This window comes from Microcoleus sp. S13C4, from assembly GCF_036700865.1.
Taxonomy (GTDB): Bacteria; Cyanobacteriota; Cyanobacteriia; order Cyanobacteriales; family Microcoleaceae; genus Microcoleus.
Genome location: NZ_JAUBPS010000001.1, coordinates 37729 through 56226 on the forward strand (window position 1 = coordinate 37729; position 18498 = coordinate 56226).

Genomic DNA, 18498 nt, shown 5'->3' on the forward strand with positions numbered 1-18498 from the left:
ATAATCTTGTTAGCGATTTTTGAGTTGGGTGCGTAACTCAGTTGGATAGAGTAGCTGCCTTCTAAGCAGCGAGCCGCAGGTTCAAGTCCTGCCGTACCCGTTACAGAAAATTAATTATCTCAAGGGTTTCAGCACTTTTTACCACGAAGGAAAGAGCGGCTGAGATCTTATTTGGCTTCGGATTTGTTTCCGATGCCCGAATCCGAAACAAATCCTTAAACAAGCCCCGCCTGCCACACCCAGACCAATCTGCCTGCTTCGGGGCGATCGACACTGCTACCCTTCTGAGTATATATTTGCCACATCGGATGTGGTATCATAAAAAGGCTATTGTGTCAATAGTCTAGATCCTGCAATGTTCAAACAGCACCAGCAGCAGGTTGTGGGCCGAGTAGCCCTCAGGGGTTATCCTTAGTAATCAGGCTAGTTTCCGACAGGTTTGGATATGTTCCCAACAACTCTATTTCATGTTCCCCAAAATTTAATGCTATTACTCGACCGCAGCGCGATCGACCGATTAAAGCCTATATTGGCGCAAGCAACCGGAATGCCTATAGTGGCATCGGAAAATACGGCAACAATTGCGCTCGTATTGGTTGCTCTGGGAATTCTGGGTTGGGGATTTTATCGCGCCAGACCTTTTGGCAAACTGGGAATTTTGGCTTGGTTGCAGTCTGTTGCGCTGATGAGTCCCTGGCTGCTGTTCTTTGGTTTGTTCGCCGCCGGAATTTACCTCAATCTAGTTGCGGTATTGTTGCTGCTAGTGGCATCCACGGGATTGTACATTTATCTGGGCCGGCAATTGCGTAAGGCTGCATCTGATACAGTGCTGCCGCGGCCGGATGCTGCTGAGGTAAAGTCCCAAAGCGATGCTTTCTCGGCCCCTGAGTCGCAGCGAACACCAGGCCCAGAAACCATTAAAATCGTCACTTCGTCGCCTGCGAATAATGAATTACAAATTATTCCCGTTCCAGTTGAAGACCTGAATGCAATTAAAGGCATCTTTGGAATTGATACTTTCTTTGCCACAGAAACGATTCCTTATCAAGATGGCGTAATTCTCAAAGGTAATCTCCGGGGAGACCCAGAACAAGTACACTCACGTTTGACGGCAAGTTTGGAAGAGAGATTAAACGATCGCTACCGTCTATTTTTAGTAGAAAATCAGGACGACAAGCCCGTAGTTATTATCTTGCCCAGCACCAACGACCCGCAGCCAACAACCGTGTCTCAAAAAATCCTAGCAGTCGTGCTGCTGCTGGCAACAATTGCTACCAGCTTAGAGACAGGCGGTTTGCTGCTGGGTTTCGATTTCTTTAACTCGCCGACTCGATATCTAGAAGTTCTGCCAATTGCGGTCGGAATTTGGGTGGTTTTAGGCTCTGGGGAAATGGCTCGCCGAGTGCTGGCAAATCGGTACAAGGTTGGCTTGAGTTGGCCGTTTTTTATACCAACTTTGCAGATAGGTTGTTTTGGAGCGCTCGACCGTTTTGAGTCGCTGCTGCCCAACCGTAAAGTTTTGTTTGACATCGCTTTTGCCGGGTCAGCGGCTGGGGGAATAGTTTCTCTGCTAATGCTGGTAACGGGTTTGCTGCTGTCTCACCCCGGCAGTTTGTTTCAAATTCCCGCAGAATTTTTCAAGGGCTCGGTTTTGGTGGGAACTTTGGCCAAAGTGGTTTTGGGTTCGGCGTTGCAGCAGCAGATTGTTGACGTTCACCCGCTGGTAGTTATCGGTTGGTTGGGCTTGGTAATAACGGCGATTAATTTGATGCCGGCGGGACAGTTGGACGGGGGTAGAATTGTGCAAGCCATCTACGGTCGGAAAATAGCCAGTCGCACTACTTTGGCGACTTTTGTGGTGCTGGCGATCGTTTCTTTAGGTAATCCTTTGGCTCTGTATTGGGCGATCGTGATTCTGATTTTACAGCGGAATCTGGAGCGGCCGAGCCTCAACGAGCTGACTGAGCCTGACGATGCTCGCGCGGCTTTGGGTTTGCTAGCTTTGTTCTTGATGATTGCTGCGCTGTTGCCGTTGACTCCGGCTTTGGCTGGCCGTCTGGGAATCGGCAACTAACAGCAGCCGCGCGTTTTTGGTAATAGGCTCTTGGGTTGCGGTAAATTAGTGGAATATAGGAATTGAGCGATCGAACTGGGGAATTTCGGGCGATCGGGTTCCTAACTACTAATTTCCCATTAAGACCCCCGCCCAGGGCAACTTCTCTACTACCAAAAGTTGATTTTTTTATAACCCAAAATTTGTTTAAACTTGATCGATTAAGTTTAAATAACTTATCTGAGCCTATAGGATAAAGTCATGGCTAATCAACTTCCTCCTGTATTGGTAACTTTTGATGCAGATGTTTTAATGACTGGCAGAACCCAAGTGTGGCAAGAATATGCCAAGGTGGGAACTTGCTATATCCCGGAAGTAGTGTACGACGAAATAGATCGTCTGACAGGGCAGGCGGTGGAAAAAGAGCAAGAGCAAGTAGCTAGAGAGTTTATGCGCTTTTTTGCAGACAGTGGCTGGATAGCAACTGACGCTCAGGAAACACACCGAGCTCTCGAACCTTCGATCAAAAATCAAAGCAAGCCAGCAATGCTCGTGGTGGCAACGGCTCAGTGCGTTTACGGTTTGGCGACCGAACACCCGGAGGCATTGGTGATTTTTGTGTCCAACAGCCAGCCTCTGCTGAAGCGGCTGGCTTCTGTAGGCGCTACGAATCTCTGCGGGATTACCGGGGCGATGCTGTTAAATTGGGCTAGGAAAGGGGAACGCCCGCCGGCTGCGACTCAGCAATTGCAAAGTTTGATGCGTACCCTCGCCGAGCGCAAATTGACTCAGCGCTCTAATAGCAGAATTCAGGATGCTGGGGTAGGCCAAACGGGGGCTTCTGCTAGTAAGTTAACGGGGACGCGCGGCGCTTCTGAATTGAAGTCGCCCAGCAGTTTTACTAAAACTAATAAAACGGGTTTGACTGAGAGCCGTAGTGCGAGTTCGCGCCCCAAAACACCGCGGCGCAATCGCGAGGAGTCGAGAGATTACGAGCCGGCTGTATATCGCATGAAACATATTACGCCTCCGAAAAAAAGGGACAGCAGTTTTCTGTCTGGTGCGTTCAATTTTTTGGGAGCGTTATTTTTCTTGACGGTAGCGGTGGGTATTTTGTGGCGAGTGTTCGATGTTAAGGGTTTTAGAAAGACTTTTGTGCCGGCTCTACCACAGCCTGTGCAACAATTTGTTAAGTCGATCGACCCTAAAAAATAATCGGGTTTTCTGAAAATTTCACCTTCAGATACGGCTGACTTGTGCCTTCGGTCATCGTTAATCTTGCACCTTGGGAAACTGGGATAGCACGCTTGGTTCACAAATTAGTTGCCTCCTCTAAATATAGCGGTAAGCTGCTCGTGGACTACCCTACGGTTAGATTTGCTGCCCTTAGCCCGCGGGGAGTTTTCAACGGCTACTATCACAACAGAAGATGAACGCTTCACTTTAGTGCTCTAAAAATCCATCGCCATGCTGAACGGGAACGAAATAATTAGTGGATTAGCACTGGCTTTTGCGGGTTTTGCTTATGCTTTAGTATTTTTTGTTCTTCTTCCCTTCAGACAGTACGATTATGCAGCACCACTTGGGACAATAGCAATGGCGATCGCCCTTACTATAACAATGAATTGGCTACTATCTGCATCGTTGCTAACTGGCGGGAGTTGGGTGGCTGCATTATTGGGTTTTCAGATAGCCCTCATGTTTTTTGGTAGCGTGTTTCTGGAAGATGGGCTGTACCTGCCAAATTTGTTATTTTTTGGAACTATGAGCGTAGGATATGCGAGGGTTTATACCAGTTTTTCACAACAAAAAACACTGGTAATTGTGGGTTTATGTACAGTATTTTTCCTAGCTTCAATGTACTTATCTTTGATTGGCGGTTATGTGCTCAAAGGCAAAAATCCGTTTCAGGGTTCTTCTACCCAGATGCTACCGCTGTTGAATCAAAGGGTAGAAATTATCACCGACCATCCCAAACAATTGTATTTGAATGGCAAAACTGGCGAACTCACGCATATTGACCGTTATGAGGTGACAGTGAAAGTAGATTCTGGAGGAGATGAGACTTTGATCTGGCCCTATGTCGATGTTTGGTGGCAGGATATCAAGGCTGCTAGCGAACAGAAATCGCAGTAATTTATATCGTTTCCGGTTGCATCGGAATAATAAAACCCAGTCAACACTTAACACTCAAGCATCTAGTTTTTCGACCCAGAGTCAACAGTCAACAGTCAACTGCCAACAATCAACAGTCAACAATAGTGACGGGTGCAACCGGAAGTGATATCATTCACTCTTTAAAGCTGGTTGAGTTCCTTCTACAGGTCGCACAATTGCGGGTTTATTGGTAGACTGTTTCTGAAAAAGTGCCTTGAGTGCCAAGTCAAGATTTTCTGCCATGACGATGCGGTTTTCGTAGGCAGCAATAACTCTGATTAAAGTTGGCAAACTATTGCGTTCGGCTTCTAAGTAAAGAGGTTCCACATACAGTAAAGATTGTTCTATGGGAATTACTAATAAGTTTCCTTGAAGTGCTTTGGAACCCTGGCGATTCCAGAGAGATATTTGTTCTGAAATAACCGGATCTTGGTTAATTAAAGCTTCTATTTGTTCCGGGCCGTAAACTAATCGCTGTTTGGGGAACAGGTACAGCAGCAATTTTCCGTAATCGCCACCATCCGATCGCCCTGCAATCCAAGCAATTAAATTGTTGCGACTTACTGGTGTAAAAGGTAGCAGCAAAATAAATTCTTCTGCTGTTTCCGTTGGCAGTTTAGTAATCAAATAATACGGTTCTACGGGCTGCTGTTCGCTACCGTAAATTTCATTGGGAACTCGCCACAAATCCTCCCGATTGTAGAATACCTGCGGGTCTTCCATGTGATAAGTTAGCAAGCGTTCCGATTGAATGCTTAACAAATCTACTGGATACCTGATATGTTTGCGGAGAGCCGGAGGCATTTTGTCAAGGGGTTTGAAGAGTCCGGGAAAGATAGCAATCCAACTGTTAATAATCGGATCGGAGGGATAGGCAACGTAGAAGTCAACAGACCCGTTGTAGGCATCAATCACTACTTTGACGGAGTTGCGGATGTAGTTAAAGTCATGATTGCCGGGATCAGAATACGGATAGCGATCGCTTGCTGTATAGGCATCGATAATCCAGTAAAGATAGTTGGGAGATTTATCAGTTGCCGAGGGTGGAGCTTTAATCTCGTTGCCATTTTCATCTTTTTCTTTTTCTATATCATCATTGCTAAGATTGGCGTTTGCTACTACTAAATACGGGTCAGAATCGTAGCGCAAAAAAGGAGCGATCGCCCGGACTCTTTTGTTGATATTGCGGCGGTAAAGTAACTTGGTTTCTGGCGTAAAATTGCGGGTCAGCGCCATTTGCCAATTTTTGAGGTAATTAGCAAACAGCCAGCGCCGCCACCTAGAACCGAGATTAATTCCGCCCCTACCGCTGTAAGTATTGTAAACATTGTCTTCGCCGCTGGGATAGTCGAATTCTTTGACTTTTGTTGGCGTCATGGCGTCTGCATCGGTTACTTCGCCGTAGTAAATTCGCGGGTAGCCGATCGGAATACTGGCCCGAATTCGATCGCTATTTACTCCCAAAGCAGTCTCTCCTGTCTGGGCTGCAACTCCAATATCTTTGACTAAATAATCGGGTAAACCGCCGACACCGACGGTGTTTACGGGAGAAATAGTAAAGCCGTAACCGTGAGTGTAAACCAGGTGTTTGTTCACCCAAGTTTGAGCTTCGCGTGCAACTGCTGTGTAATCTAATTCCCGCGCCGCCAGAAGCACTTGTTGGCTTTCAGAATCTCCCTTTTTTGATTTTTCATTTTTGATTGTGTAGCGATCGATATCGGCATCAAGGAAGGTATAATATGGTCTGATTTGCTGTAACTGTCGGTTGGTTTTTAGCAGCGGCAGCTTGTCCCACAGCCGGATGTTGCTAATAGTAAGTTGATTTTTTTCTAAGTCGGCATAAGTAAGCTTTCCGGCGGGATCGAAAGTTTTTATTTCAATTTGTTTGAGGTCAAAGGCTTCTTGAGTAAAGGCAATGCTGTGCTGGATGTACGGCTGTTCTCGTGCTAGTTCGTTGGGTTTAACTAGGAGTTGCTGCACCATTGTTGGCAGCAGCCAAGTTCCCAACAAACTTAAAGTTAGCCACGCTAAAATAATCTTTTTTATGAGTTCATTTTTTATTTTGAATGGGTAAACTTGGCACACCATCAAAAGTGCGATCGCCCCCGCCAAAATACTCAAAAATCCATAGCAGGGCAGTCGCACCGTCACATCAGCATAATTCGCCCCGTAAGTAACGTCTCCCCGCGCATACAGCAAGGCGTAGCGTCCCAGCCAGTAGCGGAATGCAACGGCTAGCATTAAAGCTGCACCCAACCCGTACAAGTGCCGCTGCTGCGATCGAGAAAACCCTAAAAATATCCCTTGACTCAGGCTATTTCCCGACAGCAAATATGTTAAAGCACAAGATACTAAACCGTACAAAAAGACAACTGTTAGCCAGAAGTCTAGCAAATCTAAGATTGGCAAAATAAATACATAAAAGCTAATATTTTGATTAAAAAGAGGGTCGGTTGTGTTAAAATTAGTAGGGTTAAAATATTGCAAAACATTTGTCCAGCGACTGGCGGCAATCAGCCCGATCGCCAAACTGAGAAAAAGGGCGATCGCCCGCAGGCAAAAATCCGGCTTAATTGCCACAGCTAACATTGTCCCCAGCAGCAAACCCAACTGCCACCAGTGAAAAAATAGCTGCACTGCTATTTGCTGGATTGACTCAATTCCAAACTGCACGGGCGGTGTCGGCAAATTGTCAACTATACCGAAATAGGTGAGGCTGTTTGCAGCTAACAGCCCGCAGTGAATTAGTGTCAAAGTTGCGATCGAAGTCAATCCGAATACCGCCAACAGCAGCCAGGAAAAGGTTATTTGGGATTTAGCAACAGGTAATTCGTAATTCTTCCCAGTTTTATTCGCCCTCAGTGAAGCGAATAGCGCCCCCGCAACCGGCGATTTCATTTCCTCTGCGGGATGTTGCAGGCGGCGGGCTAAAGCCAAATTTCCTATCAAAAAAACAACAGAAGTGCCAGTTGGAATTACCCCCAGTAACCCTTGAGTTTTCAGCTTTAACAGAAAAACCTGAAGATATCCAACTTCCTGAAACCAGAGAATTTCTGCCACAATGCGGGAGGCTAACTCCACAACCAGCCATAGGCCCGCAATTAGTAGCATTATTTTATAAATTCGCCTATTAGTCATTAGTCCTTAGTTAGTAGTCATTAGTTATTGGTTGAACGATAACTGATATCAAGTCCGAGCAATTGCCCATCCCGAACGATGCTTTTGCCGCAAGGGTGGAAGGCATTTTTATTAAGGGTAATTGACCGGACATAATATCACTGCTGCTTTCCTGTCAACTGGCAACTGCTTTCCTGTCAACTGACTAATGACTAATGACCAATGACTAATGACAAACTAGCTGTACTGCTGATTGACATCCACATCCAAATTAAACAGTGTTTGCAAAGTTTGCATCGCTTGTCGTCGCGCCTCAATATCCTGCTGAGCGCGCAACTGTACCATCGGATCGTGCAAAATCTTATTCACAATCCCCCTTGTTAAAGATTCAATCACATCTTGATGTTTCTCCGAAAATTCCGAACCAAGACGCGATAAAGCTTTTTCTAATTCTTGTTCCCGAATCAATTCTATCTTATCCCGCAAACAGCTAATAGTAGGAACAGTTTCCAGACTGCGCCACCAGAGATCGAAAGCCTCTACTTCCTGTTCCAGCAAGCCTTGAGCTTCCATTGCCATTTTGCGGCGGCTTTCGTGATTTTGAGCTACTACTGCTTTCAAGTCGTCCACATTAAACGATCGCACATTAGCGAGTTCGTTCGCATCTGAGTCAATGTTGCGCGGTACAGAAATATCCACCAACATCAAAGGGCGATTCGGGTCTAAAACAGCTTCCAATTTAGCTTTATTTAACAGCGGCTCGGTAGCTGCCGTACTGGTGAAAACCAAGTCAGAAGCGGCAATTACCTGCATCATTTCCGAGAGCTGATATAGGTGCAATTCAGCATCTTTAAACTGGCCTGCCAACTCCAGCGCGCCCCGCACCGAACGGTTGACGATGGAAATATGGCTAGCTCCTTTTGAGAGCAAATGCTGCACCAAAAGCCGCGACATTTTGCCAGCACCGATAATCGCAATTTTGCTGCTTGCTAAATGCTGACCCTTCATTTGAGCCAATTCTGCCGCCGCCGAACTGATAGAAACTGCACCAGTACCGATGCTAGTTTCCGTGCGAACTCGCTTCCCTGCTGTGAGAGCTTGCTTGAACAAGCGCTCTAAAATTCTGCCGACACCTTTGTACTGCTGGGCGAGTTTGTGAGTTTGTTTCACCTGAGCCAAAATTTGTCCTTCTCCGAGCACTAAACTGTCGAGACCCGAAGCCACTCGCATCAAGTGCATTACCGCATCTTCGTGCAGCAAAATAAACAGGTGAGGACGCAAAGACTGCAAAGGAACTTTACTGCATTCCGAAAGGAACTGGATAACCTCTCGCACACCAGGCTCCGACTCGCTGGTAACAATATAAATCTCTAAGCGGTTGCAAGTGCTGAGAATAGCAACTTCTTGAATGTGGGGGTAGCCTCGCAATTGGGCGATCGCCGCTTCAACTTTCTGTTCTGGAATGCTTAGTTTTTCGCGAACTTCAACCGGCGCTGTTTTGTGGCTGAGACCTACGACTGCAATATTCATATCTGTGATTTGTCACTATTTCTTTCTTAGTTGTTAACAGTCACCTGTTATTAGTTATTAGTTTATCGCTAATTGCTAATCACCGGTGACTGTTAACCGTTAACTGTTAATTGTTAACATTTAACTGTTAACCCCTAACTAATCACTAATTCAATTGCAAAGATTTCGGCTGGTCAAACATATGGATTGTATCCACAAACCGAGCAGTTTTCGACTGAGAAGAAATTACCAAACTTTCAGTGCGAGCGCCGCCGCCAAAGAAGCGAACTCCATCCATCAGCGTTCCGGGAGTAATCCCGCAAGCTGCAAACAGAACTGTTTCTCCAGATGCCAACTCTTCAGCATTGTAAATCTTGTCTGGGTCTGTGATGCCCATGGAGTTCAGGCGGGCGATATTGCTTTCTTTGCTTTCACCGATCAAACCAGTTTTTACAACAGCCGGATCGTAAATTAACTGTCCTTGGAAGTGACCGCCCAAGCAGCGCATTGCTGCTGCGGAAATCACACCTTCGGGTGCAGCGCCAATACCCATAAGTGCGTGGATGTTGGAACCAGAAAACGCGCAAGAAATCGCTGCCGAAACGTCGCCGTCGCTGATCAGCCGAACTCTTGCACCCGCTTCCCGAATTTCCTTAATTAAACCTTTGTGCCGATCGCGATCCATCACGACCACCACCAAATCTTCAATACTGCGGCCGAGGCAATCAGAGATAATTTTGAGGTTTTGGGTTGGCGTCTTGCGAATATCTACATGATTCTTAGCAGCCGCAGGAGCAGCCAATTTGTTCATGTAGAAATCCGGTGCCGCAAACAAACCACCTTTTTCAGAGATTGCCAAAACTGCCATCGAACCGTTTTGACCGTAAGCTACCAGGTTAGTACCTTCGCAGGGGTCAACAGCGATGTCAATTTCGATCAATTCATCTAGGTTGCAGACATCTTTGGCATCTTCGCGGGTACAAATACCTACTTGTTCGCCGATGTAAAGCATGGGTGCGTCATCGCGCTCGCCTTCGCCGATCACGATGCGGCCGCGCATATGAATTTTGTTCATGCGCTCCCGCATGGCTTCTACAGCCACTCTGTCGGCTTCATCTTTTTCGCCTTTGCCCATCAAGCGAGCGGAAGCGATGGCTGCCTGCTCAACTACTTCGATAATCTCTAAACCGATTACATTGTCCACGAACTAGATCCTCCCAACTGCTGATGCGTGCCTTGTGCTCTTTTGCACTCCCAGCCATCAAGTTTATCAGAGCCGGGGATCTGTGCGAGCGCAAGCAGTTGCTTAGTTTGTGTTAACTTTTGCTTCTTTGAGACTGGGGCTGGAAAATCTGAGTCCAACCAGCTTAAAGATCGATCGCCCCAATACTTCACTCTTGCTTGGAGGATCGCACGCTAGCCCCGTCTGAGCGCTAAATCGCCGACTCCAGAGGTTCCGGGGGAGCGAGGGGCTGTTTCAGGCAACTTGTCATCCCGAGTGCCGTTAAAGGTTTTATGATTAGTTTGCGATCGCACGATTTCTCACCAACCTGGTTGCTAGACCGGATTCATCGTTACTAAACCCAACATTTTGGTAGACACCGGGTTTCTGAGGGTAAGTCCTAATGATGATCACAAATCAAATGGACAGCCCCAAATCGGGACGCACTAGACTTTATAAGCGGAAAGGAATAAAAAATGATGATGAAAGCCCAAGATATTATGACCACAGATGTTGTTACCATTCGCGGTTCGGCAACTGTAGCTGAAGCAGTGGCGATGATGAACGATCTGTGTTTGCGCGCGTTAATTGTGGAACGCCGCCACGAACAAGATGCCTACGGTATTGTGACAGAAACGGATATTGTCTATAAAGTAGCAGCCTACGGAGTAGACCCGAAAAAAGTCCGCGTCTTCGAGATTATGACCAAACCTTGCATTACGGTCAATCCTGACTTGGGCGTGGAATATGTGGCTAGGTTGTTCGCGAATACCCGCATCCGCCGGGCGCCGGTGATTAAGGACGAGCTAGTGGGCATTATTTCGGTCACGGATATCTTGACAAAAAGCGATTTTGTCGAGAAGCCGAAAAGTGTTTTATTTGAGGAACAAATCGAACAGGCGATCGCGGATGCCAGAACTATCTGTGCCGAGAAAGGTGCTACATCTAGAGAGTGCGCGGTAGCGTGGGATATTGTAGAGGAAATGCAGGCTGAGGCTTCTCACCAGCGATCGATGAAGCTTGAAAAAACGGCTTTTGACGAGTATTGCGAGGAAAATCCCGAGGCTGCTGAAGCGCGGATGTACGAGAGTTAATTGAGTTATTAGTCATTAGCCATTAGTTATTAGTTATCAACTCTTATTTATGGATTGATAACTAATAGCTAACGATCGGAAATAGCTTTTGTTCGGCGAGCTTCACGAAAAATAAAAATCTTAAGTGTTTGGCCCTATCATACAAAACACGTTCAGCTTGTTCCCATCAAGATCCCGAAAATATCCCGCATAAAACCCCGGCAACACGCCTCTAGGTCCTGCAGCTCCTTCATCCTTAGCCCCAAGTTCGATCGCTTTGTTATAAACTAAGTTGACTTTTTCTGGACTGTCAACTCTAAGAGCTATCATTACTCCATTGCCAACAGTTGCTGTGTTACCATCAAATGGTTTTGTAATAGCAAGTGCTGGTAGCTCTGGAGAAACGCTCCATGCGATAAATCCGTCGAATTCCATGAATCGTCGAGCGCCAATTTCAGCAAGCAAAACATCATAAAACTTGGCTGCACTTTCAATATCGTTGGTACCGAGTGTAACGTATCCAATCATATTTTGTGTCTTCTAACTGATGTTAAGATGAAAAAATGTTTGAGCAAATAACAACTGAGTTAAACTGATCCTTAGAAAACCTAAGCTACAGCTCAAACATCATTTTACATCATAACTCAAACTATCTCGGTTTTGTCCGCTGCAATGATTTATTGCCGATCGCTAATGCACTCGGGAGTGTCTCTACTTGGACTGTTGACGATCGCACTTACGGCCTTTGCTTTCATGGCTTCCGAAGCATAGGGCTTTAACAAGGGCAAAACTTCCTGAGCATTTTTAACAGAAGGATCGAGCCACTGTTCCCAATCGCTGTCGGGGAGAATCACTGGCATTCGATCGTGCATGGGCTGCACTGTTTGGTTAGCAGCGGTAGTAATTATACTGCAAGATACAATGTTTTCTTTTTCAGGAGATTCCCAATTTTCCCACAAACCGGCAAAAGCAAAAGGTTCGCCGTCTGCCTTTTGAAAATAGTAAGGCTGTTTGTTCTTTCCCTGCAGTTGCCATTCGTAGAAACCGTCAGCGACTATCAAACATCGCCTGTGCTTGATGGCGCTGCGAAAAGCAGGTTTTTCGGCTACAGTTTCCGATCGCGCGTTAATCATGCGACTGCCTATTTTGATGTCTTTTGCCCAACTGGGAATCAGACCCCAGCGCATAAATTGGAACTCTCGCTGCAGTTTTTTTTGTTCTACTGTTACTGTGGCCACTGATTGAGTTGGGGCGATATTGTATCGCGGTTTGATATCGGGAACTCCCGACAGTTTGAAGAACTCGGCTATGATTTCACCTGAGGTAGTTAAAGTGTATCGTCCACACATAATTTATAATTGGTATTAACAAAAAGGTAGATGGGGATTTACCGTTGGGCGGGGCGGGTTTTCGAGATTATTGGTGTTAGGCAAAGATGGTTTGTAAAACCCGCCCCTACGACACATTGCTAAATTGTGGAACATTCGCAGACAACCATTCGGCGCGCAACTTTTCAATAGCTAATTCTTTGAATTTAGCTTCTACTTCAATCCAAGGAGCTTGATAATAGCAATTAGGCATTTCTGTAATTAAATCGCTGTGGCGCGGATCTGCAAAAAATTCTTTGCCATTCGATATGTGCACTAATTGCAATTCAGGAACAGACCAAGTAGTGCGGGCTGCTGCGAGTATTTCGGCAACGCTGGGGTCGTCGTAAGTTTCTAAATGTTCGTGAATGACGTGGTGGTGGGCGTCAAAAACCATTGGTACGCCGGTATCGAGACAAACTTCTAAAATTTCCGAGGAGCTGTAAGCGTATTCGTCATTTTCAAAGGTTAAGCGCGATCGAATTGATTCTGGCAAGTCGCGGATGACGGATTTGAGCTGCGAAGTGCGATCGCTCTTGCCGCCGTGAATGTTCATCAGTGCCTGGGGCGATCGGGGCTGTCCCAACATATCTAAAATTAAAGCATGAGTGGCGAGAATTTTAATGCTGTTTTTAACGACATCAGGCTTGTCGGAACTGAGGACGACAAATTGATCCGGGTGGAGTACCAAACGGATGTTGAGGGAAATTGCGCGATCGCCCGTATTTCGCAATTCCTCAGTCATTGAGTGCAGCACTGCTTCCCCCAAATCTGTATCTGCAAAAGGGAACAGTGCAGAAGTCATGCGGTACAGCTTAATCTGATTAGCAGAACAGAAGTCGATCGCTTTGTCAAGCCGCTTTAAGTTGTCTGTATAAAGCTCGCGCAATACTGTTTCTTGTTCAGTCTCCGAAAGCTGTAAAAGTCGCTTCCGCGTGACAGTGCGAAAGCGAACTGCATCGGATGTTGTAATGCAGACTAACCCCAATTCCGGCAATTTGTCTTTTTGAAATAGTTGGTTAATCTCGCTCATTTATCAATAATTCCTAACTTGACTTTGAGGTTAAATATTTTCTTAGTAAGGACTTCAGTCTTTTGTTCTGAAGTTTTGAGGTACTACTGAACCTGCCCGAATAGTCCGCCAGAGATTGAAATCCCTGGCGGAGTATAGGAACAGGTGCAAGATGTAATTAGTACCAACCTGATTTTTATCAAACATCTAATCAACCGCGTCGCAGATAGCATATCGATGACAATTTAATCGATATAACTATTGCTGTTCTTCGCCCGACTCAGCCTCTTCGTCAGGCCGCGCGGTAGCCGCAGGATTTTCCATTGCTTCGTTATGGAACGGATAACCCGATGTTTCTTGATTTAGCGGATCAGCGGGTTGGTCATCAGGGGATGTAATTTGACCGTTAGTGTTGGTATTGGGTTTGGTGGAAGAGCCTTTATGGCTGGCGTGACCGCTACTCATCTTTTTTTCCTCAATTAGGTTTATGGAACAATTTCTAGCTTAGACTTAGCTGCTGCGGGCGATCGCCTATCTTAAGTCAGAGATGTGGCTTAATAGTTGAGGATGTTATAGGACTCCTGGCATAAATTGTGAAATCTTTCTCTTTTCTTCTCAACATCCGCGTCAAGAGAGTCTTCGCGCTTCCTCCACAAAAAAGCCAGTTGCGCGTTTCCCGAAAGGATTACTATATCTCCTGATTTTCCCCATTGCCCCTTTTCAATCAACTCCGCAAACGCCCTGATCTGAGAATGCTAATAATTAACCAAAAACCCAAAAAACTCGCCGCCCCAAACAAACCAGTGCTCAAAAAAGATAGCTGAGAAGTTTGCGCGTTAGAAGAAATAATTGCAGCCCCTATAATTAGCGAACCCACAACAATACTAAAAGAAAGTCGGTTCGCAGAATCTCCCAGAGTGCGGCGTAGCGGATCGAGTTCTTTTAGTGTCAAGTTCCACTTCAAAGTTTCCGAAGTAACCCGGTCTAAAAGCACTTCCACCTGTCGCGGAGATTGCAAAGATAAGCTTTTGAGATCGAGGGCAGTTCTTAGCAGAGCTTGGATCGGATCATCTCCTAATAACTGACGCCGAAACATATCAGTCATCAGCGGTTTGACCTGCTCTACAATATTAAATCTGGGATTAAAAGAGCGCGCCAGTCCCTCCAAATTAGCGAGAGTTTTTGCATATAAACCGAGATTGCTGGGAAGTCGAATTTTATTTTTGCGAGTGATTTCCAGCACCTCATAAAAAATTTCCGACAAGTTCATTTGCGACAAACTGACATTGTAATACTTGCGGAGCATTCGAGCTAAATCGTTCTCTAGATTAACTAAACTTGTCGGCTGAGCAAATTCTGCCATTTCTAAAGTTAATTGAGCGCAGCGCTGAGCGTCCAAATCGACAATTGCCAGCAACATTTCTGTCAAATTCTGCTGAGTGCGCGGGTCTAATCTGCCGACCATGCCGCAGTCCAGTAAAGCTATCCGGCCGTCTTTGAGATAAAATAAATTGCCGGGATGCGGGTCTGCGTGAAAGAATCCGTCGATGTACAACTGCTGGAAGAAAACACGGCAAAGCAGCGTTGTAATTTCTTCGCGTTCGGCGTTTATATCTCCTTTTTGGCGAATTCCTTGCAAATCGCCTAACAAAATCGGTACTCCGTTTAGCCACTCCATTACTAAGAGTTTTTTTGTGGTTAACTCCCAGTTAATTTCTGGCAACACAACTTGTGTGGGGTCAAACCATTTACTTTTAGATAAATTGCGGCGCAGTTCGTCTGTGTAGCTGGCTTCTTGAATGAAGTCTAATTCTGCACGCAGGGCGATCGCAAATTCTTCTGCTAACGCGACAATATCGTATTGTTGACCGAAGTCTGTGAGCATGACAAGTTCTGCCAAACCTCGCAGTACGGCGATGTCTTGTTCGATGACAATCTCAATACCGGGGCGCTGAACTTTGAGGGCGACTTCGCGGCCGTCTTTTAAAGTAGCTTTGTGGGTTTGGGCGATCGAACCTGCGGCGACAGCTTGAGTGTTAAATTTGGCGAAGGTATCTTCGAGAGATTGTGTGAGTTCCTGGCGGACGATTGCTTCTACTTGCGACCACGGTACGGGCGGCACTTCCGCTTGTAGCGTGGAGAGAGTTTCGATGTAGCTGGCCGGCAAAAGGTCGGGACGGGTGCTCAGCAATTGTCCCAATTTGACAAAAACTGGGCCTAATTCGACGAGGATGTTGCGGAGAACTGCTGGAGTTGGGAGACTGGGTGCGTCGGTTTTGCGGCCGGTTAGGAGGCTTTTCATGTAGTCCCAACCGTTGCGGAAGACGACCTCTAGAATTTCTCCTTTGCGAGAAGTGTTTTGAACTAGGCTAAACAAGGGGCCTCCGGGTCGATCGGGTTTAAGGGCTATATAACTACTAGGATAGCGCTGTTAACCAAGCTGACGAGTGTCTTGAGGAATAACTTGGGGGAAATAGTGGGAATGGGCGAAGGGGGAGAGGGCAGAAGTTCGTAGTAAGGACTTTAAACATTTCGGTAAGAAAGGACTAAAGTCCTTACTACAAAAGAATTTTCCGGGACTTTCGCTACAGGTATTTTGTTGTGTTTGTCCTCACAGCAAATCTTTCAATTTCTCATCTTCTCCTAACACTTTGATGACCTGTTTAATCTCCTGCGTCCTGTCCTTTTTCACAATCAAAGTCACATTGCCATCTCTGACAACTACGACATCTTCTAAACCAATGGTGACGATGACTTCATTCTCATCTGCTGCATAAAAAATGCCGCCCTTGGTATCAATTCCCACGTGTTTTGCTAACTCGACATTCGGCTTATCTCCTTGCAGCAAACGCCCGATCGCATTCCAATCTCCCAAATCGTCCCAACTAAAGCCTACGGGGAGAACACACGCTTTTTGCGTCTTCTCCATCAAAGCGTAATCGATGCTAATTTTCGGTAATTCCGAGTAAGCCTGCGCCCCTTTTGCTTCCAAAGCTGCCATCATTTCCGGTACATGATTTCGCAATTCTGTCAAGACTGTGCCAACTCGAAATACAAAAATGCCGCCGTTCCAGCTAAACTTGCCGCTGGCTACAAACTCTTCAGCAGTTGTGCGATCGGGCTTTTCGGTAAACCGGGCTACCCGATAGGCCGGAAAACCCGCAAAACTGCCAATTTCCTCGCCTTGTTCGATGTAGCCGTAGCCGGTGGAAGCATAACTCGGTTTTACTCCCAAAGTGGCGATCGCATCCTGATTTCTCGCCAACTCGGCAGCCGCCTCCAAAGTCTTGATAAACTCCTGTGGTTCCCCAATCCAGTGATCCGCCGGGAAAAAACCCACCACCGCATCCTCACCGTAACGCTTGGCAGTTTCTATAGCAGTCCAAGCCACGGCTGGCGCAGTATCCCGGCCCTCCGGTTCCGCCAGCAAATTCTCAGGAGGTAAAAGCGGCAATTGTTCCCGGACTCCCGCAGCCAACATTTCCGACGTTACCACCCACAAATCGTCCCAACCGTTACCTAATTCCAAAAGTCTTTCCGCAGTAGCCTGCAGCAAACTCTTGCCACTACCGTCGAGACTCAAAAACTGCTTGGGGCGCTGCTTGCGACTCAGCGGCCAAAAACGTTCGCCTTTACCGCCGGCGAGAATTACGGGAATTAAGGTTCTGGTCATGGTTTGAAGTTTAAGGGTTCTGATCTATTTTGCTCGACAGCTTATAATTATGAACAGAATTGTGGCTGTCTGCGGGTTTTGGGGGCGAGCTATATTTTTGGGAAAATTGCGTCTGTTGCTGGGTGTAAAATTCGAGGGGTTAATTTTGTCGGCTGTAATCCAATTTCTGTAAGGGTTTGAGGCATATTTCTGGGGAAAACGGCAGACGCAATTGCTGAAGCCTTTATCTCATAAGGGTTTGATGGGGAAAGTCTAAGTAGGGTATTGACAAGCCGGAGGCTGAAATGGTAGTTTTCCTCAACTTCAATATGATTTCTTAATAATTCACAAGAGTAGTACCCAAGGCTACAGTTATCCCAAAAGAAGTGGGAAAACACACCGTCCAAATGGATGAACTATGGTATGAAAGTAGACAACAAAGGGAATAAACAATGGGTTTGGTTAGTGATGGATGCCCAGACTCGGGAAGTGAGCGGATGTCATAAGTAGTTAAGCAAAATTAATTACATAATTATCTCCAAATTCTTTAAGAATTATTTCTACATATGAAACAAGAGATTGCCAGCTAGAGTAGGCATCTATTTCGAGCCATTGATATTTGATAAACCGCCACAAAATCTCAATTAAATTCAATTCAGGTGAATAATTAGGCAATTCAAATATAGTTAAACCGCGTTCTTTCCATTCTTCAAGTTTATCGAAAATGGCATTGAAGCGTATGAATAGAAGCTTGATCGACCACCATAAATGTTGGCCGCTCCACCACAGCAAAGAAAGTATCTATGCAGGCTATGATTACATCAGAATTAATAGTCTGCTCTGAAACATAAGCATGAAGCGTGTTTTGCCGATTCATGATTCCCAAGACCTTTAAACGCTTACTCCCTTCCCGCCAGAAGATTATAGATATCACCACCATTCTATTACTAATCCAGCCATCTTTTTTAACCGCAGAGACCCAGAGAGCGCAGAGGGCATATATAAAATATTAATCTATAGTCTTAGAGTGGGAAGGGAGTAGTTCTACGACTATCAATTGACAAATATTCACCAATATCTTGCCATCCATAAGGGACACAAGGGATGCCACAAAATCCGGATTCATCCAAATAGTATAAATCAATTTTTTTCTCATCTTCTAGGTGTTTTAATTCTGACCATTTTTCTGTTTTTTCTTTATATTCTATGGTGTCTGGCTTGCCGCCAACACCTCGACGCATCCTATGCCAACTCATACAAAGTTTTTTAAGTATTCTCTTAATAGTTTCCGTACTGATATTAATATCCCATTCTTGTTTAATATTTTGCACTACTT

The 18498-nt window shown here is 45.8% G+C and carries 15 protein-coding genes and 1 tRNA gene; 5 read left to right on the forward strand and 11 right to left on the reverse strand.

Annotated elements, in window-relative coordinates; all coding sequences use genetic code 11:
* The first annotated feature begins 26 nt into the window (after nt 1–26).
* From QT996_RS00145 to QT996_RS00160, 4 genes are all read left to right on the forward strand, one after another.
* Nucleotides 27–100: transfer RNA gene (locus QT996_RS00145), tRNA-Arg, on the forward strand.
* Nucleotides 101–445: 345 nt separating this feature from the next.
* Nucleotides 446–2074: a site-2 protease family protein gene (locus QT996_RS00150; RefSeq protein WP_333043790.1), complete on the forward strand. Its 1629-nt coding sequence runs from the start codon at nt 446–448 to the stop codon at nt 2072–2074.
* A gap of 240 nt (nt 2075–2314) precedes the next feature.
* Nucleotides 2315–3268: a PIN domain-containing protein gene (locus QT996_RS00155; RefSeq protein ID WP_333043791.1), complete on the forward strand. Its 954-nt coding sequence runs from the start codon at nt 2315–2317 to the stop codon at nt 3266–3268.
* A gap of 252 nt (nt 3269–3520) precedes the next feature.
* Nucleotides 3521–4189: a hypothetical protein gene (locus QT996_RS00160; protein ID WP_333043793.1), complete on the forward strand. Its 669-nt coding sequence runs from the start codon at nt 3521–3523 to the stop codon at nt 4187–4189.
* Nucleotides 4190–4339: 150 nt separating this feature from the next.
* Here the strand turns inward: QT996_RS00160 and QT996_RS00165 are convergent, their stop codons facing one another.
* The 3 genes from QT996_RS00165 to glpX all read right to left on the reverse strand — a co-directional run bounded on the left by QT996_RS00165 (nt 4340) and on the right by glpX (nt 10040).
* Nucleotides 4340–7348: a UPF0182 family protein gene (locus tag QT996_RS00165; protein ID WP_333043795.1), complete on the reverse strand. Its 3009-nt coding sequence runs from the start codon at nt 7346–7348 to the stop codon at nt 4340–4342.
* Nucleotides 7349–7564: 216 nt separating this feature from the next.
* Nucleotides 7565–8857 (reverse strand): glutamyl-tRNA reductase, encoded by a 1293-nt coding sequence (locus QT996_RS00170; protein WP_333043796.1) that lies wholly within the window; start codon nt 8855–8857, stop codon nt 7565–7567.
* 145 nt (nt 8858–9002) lie between these two features.
* A complete protein-coding gene (gene glpX / locus QT996_RS00175) occupies nt 9003–10040 on the reverse strand; it encodes a class II fructose-bisphosphatase (protein ID WP_333043797.1) in 1038 nt (345 codons plus the stop codon).
* 494 nt (nt 10041–10534) lie between these two features.
* Between glpX and QT996_RS00180 the strand changes: the two genes are divergently transcribed.
* Nucleotides 10535–11152: a CP12 domain-containing protein gene (locus tag QT996_RS00180; RefSeq protein WP_333043799.1), complete on the forward strand. Its 618-nt coding sequence runs from the start codon at nt 10535–10537 to the stop codon at nt 11150–11152.
* A 120-nt stretch (nt 11153–11272) separates the two neighbouring features.
* Here the strand turns inward: QT996_RS00180 and QT996_RS00185 are convergent, their stop codons facing one another.
* From QT996_RS00185 to QT996_RS00220, 8 genes are all read right to left on the reverse strand, one after another.
* Complete coding sequence (locus QT996_RS00185) at nt 11273–11659, reverse strand: VOC family protein (protein ID WP_333043800.1); 387 nt, start codon at nt 11657–11659, stop codon at nt 11273–11275.
* A gap of 149 nt (nt 11660–11808) precedes the next feature.
* Nucleotides 11809–12480 (reverse strand): SOS response-associated peptidase, encoded by a 672-nt coding sequence (locus tag QT996_RS00190; RefSeq protein WP_333043801.1) that lies wholly within the window; start codon nt 12478–12480, stop codon nt 11809–11811.
* Nucleotides 12481–12586: 106 nt separating this feature from the next.
* Nucleotides 12587–13531 carry a UV DNA damage repair endonuclease UvsE gene (uvsE, locus tag QT996_RS00195; RefSeq protein WP_333043802.1) on the reverse strand — a complete coding sequence of 315 codons (945 nt, stop codon included), beginning with the start codon at nt 13529–13531 and terminating at the stop codon, nt 12587–12589.
* A gap of 237 nt (nt 13532–13768) precedes the next feature.
* On the reverse strand, nt 13769–13975 hold the full coding sequence (locus QT996_RS00200; RefSeq protein WP_333043804.1) for a hypothetical protein: 207 nt from the start codon (nt 13973–13975) through the stop codon (nt 13769–13771).
* 259 nt (nt 13976–14234) lie between these two features.
* Entirely contained in the window at nt 14235–15887 is a 1653-nt protein-coding gene (locus tag QT996_RS00205; RefSeq protein ID WP_333043805.1) for an AarF/ABC1/UbiB kinase family protein, read from the reverse strand.
* Between the two features lie 234 nt (nt 15888–16121).
* Nucleotides 16122–17183: a mannose-1-phosphate guanylyltransferase gene (locus QT996_RS00210; protein WP_333043807.1), complete on the reverse strand. Its 1062-nt coding sequence runs from the start codon at nt 17181–17183 to the stop codon at nt 16122–16124.
* A gap of 489 nt (nt 17184–17672) precedes the next feature.
* Nucleotides 17673–17954 (reverse strand): transposase, encoded by a 282-nt coding sequence (locus QT996_RS00215; RefSeq protein WP_445304532.1) that lies wholly within the window; start codon nt 17952–17954, stop codon nt 17673–17675.
* 230 nt (nt 17955–18184) lie between these two features.
* A complete protein-coding gene (locus tag QT996_RS00220) occupies nt 18185–18493 on the reverse strand; it encodes a hypothetical protein (RefSeq protein WP_333043808.1) in 309 nt (102 codons plus the stop codon).
* Nucleotides 18494–18498 lie beyond the last annotated feature (5 nt).

Coding starts and splice junctions, on each gene's coding strand:
- QT996_RS00150 (WP_333043790.1), top strand. CDS start 446: ATGTTCCCAACAACTCTATTTCATGTTCCCCAAAATTTAATGCTATTA.
- QT996_RS00155 (WP_333043791.1), top strand. CDS start 2,315: ATGGCTAATCAACTTCCTCCTGTATTGGTAACTTTTGATGCAGATGTT.
- QT996_RS00160 (WP_333043793.1), top strand. CDS start 3,521: ATGCTGAACGGGAACGAAATAATTAGTGGATTAGCACTGGCTTTTGCG.
- QT996_RS00165 (WP_333043795.1), bottom strand. CDS start 7,348: ATGACTAATAGGCGAATTTATAAAATAATGCTACTAATTGCGGGCCTA.
- QT996_RS00170 (WP_333043796.1), bottom strand. CDS start 8,857: ATGAATATTGCAGTCGTAGGTCTCAGCCACAAAACAGCGCCGGTTGAA.
- QT996_RS00180 (WP_333043799.1), top strand. CDS start 10,535: ATGATGATGAAAGCCCAAGATATTATGACCACAGATGTTGTTACCATT.
- QT996_RS00185 (WP_333043800.1), bottom strand. CDS start 11,659: ATGATTGGATACGTTACACTCGGTACCAACGATATTGAAAGTGCAGCC.
- QT996_RS00190 (WP_333043801.1), bottom strand. CDS start 12,480: ATGTGTGGACGATACACTTTAACTACCTCAGGTGAAATCATAGCCGAG.
- uvsE (WP_333043802.1), bottom strand. CDS start 13,531: ATGAGCGAGATTAACCAACTATTTCAAAAAGACAAATTGCCGGAATTG.
- QT996_RS00200 (WP_333043804.1), bottom strand. CDS start 13,975: ATGAGTAGCGGTCACGCCAGCCATAAAGGCTCTTCCACCAAACCCAAT.
- QT996_RS00210 (WP_333043807.1), bottom strand. CDS start 17,183: ATGACCAGAACCTTAATTCCCGTAATTCTCGCCGGCGGTAAAGGCGAA.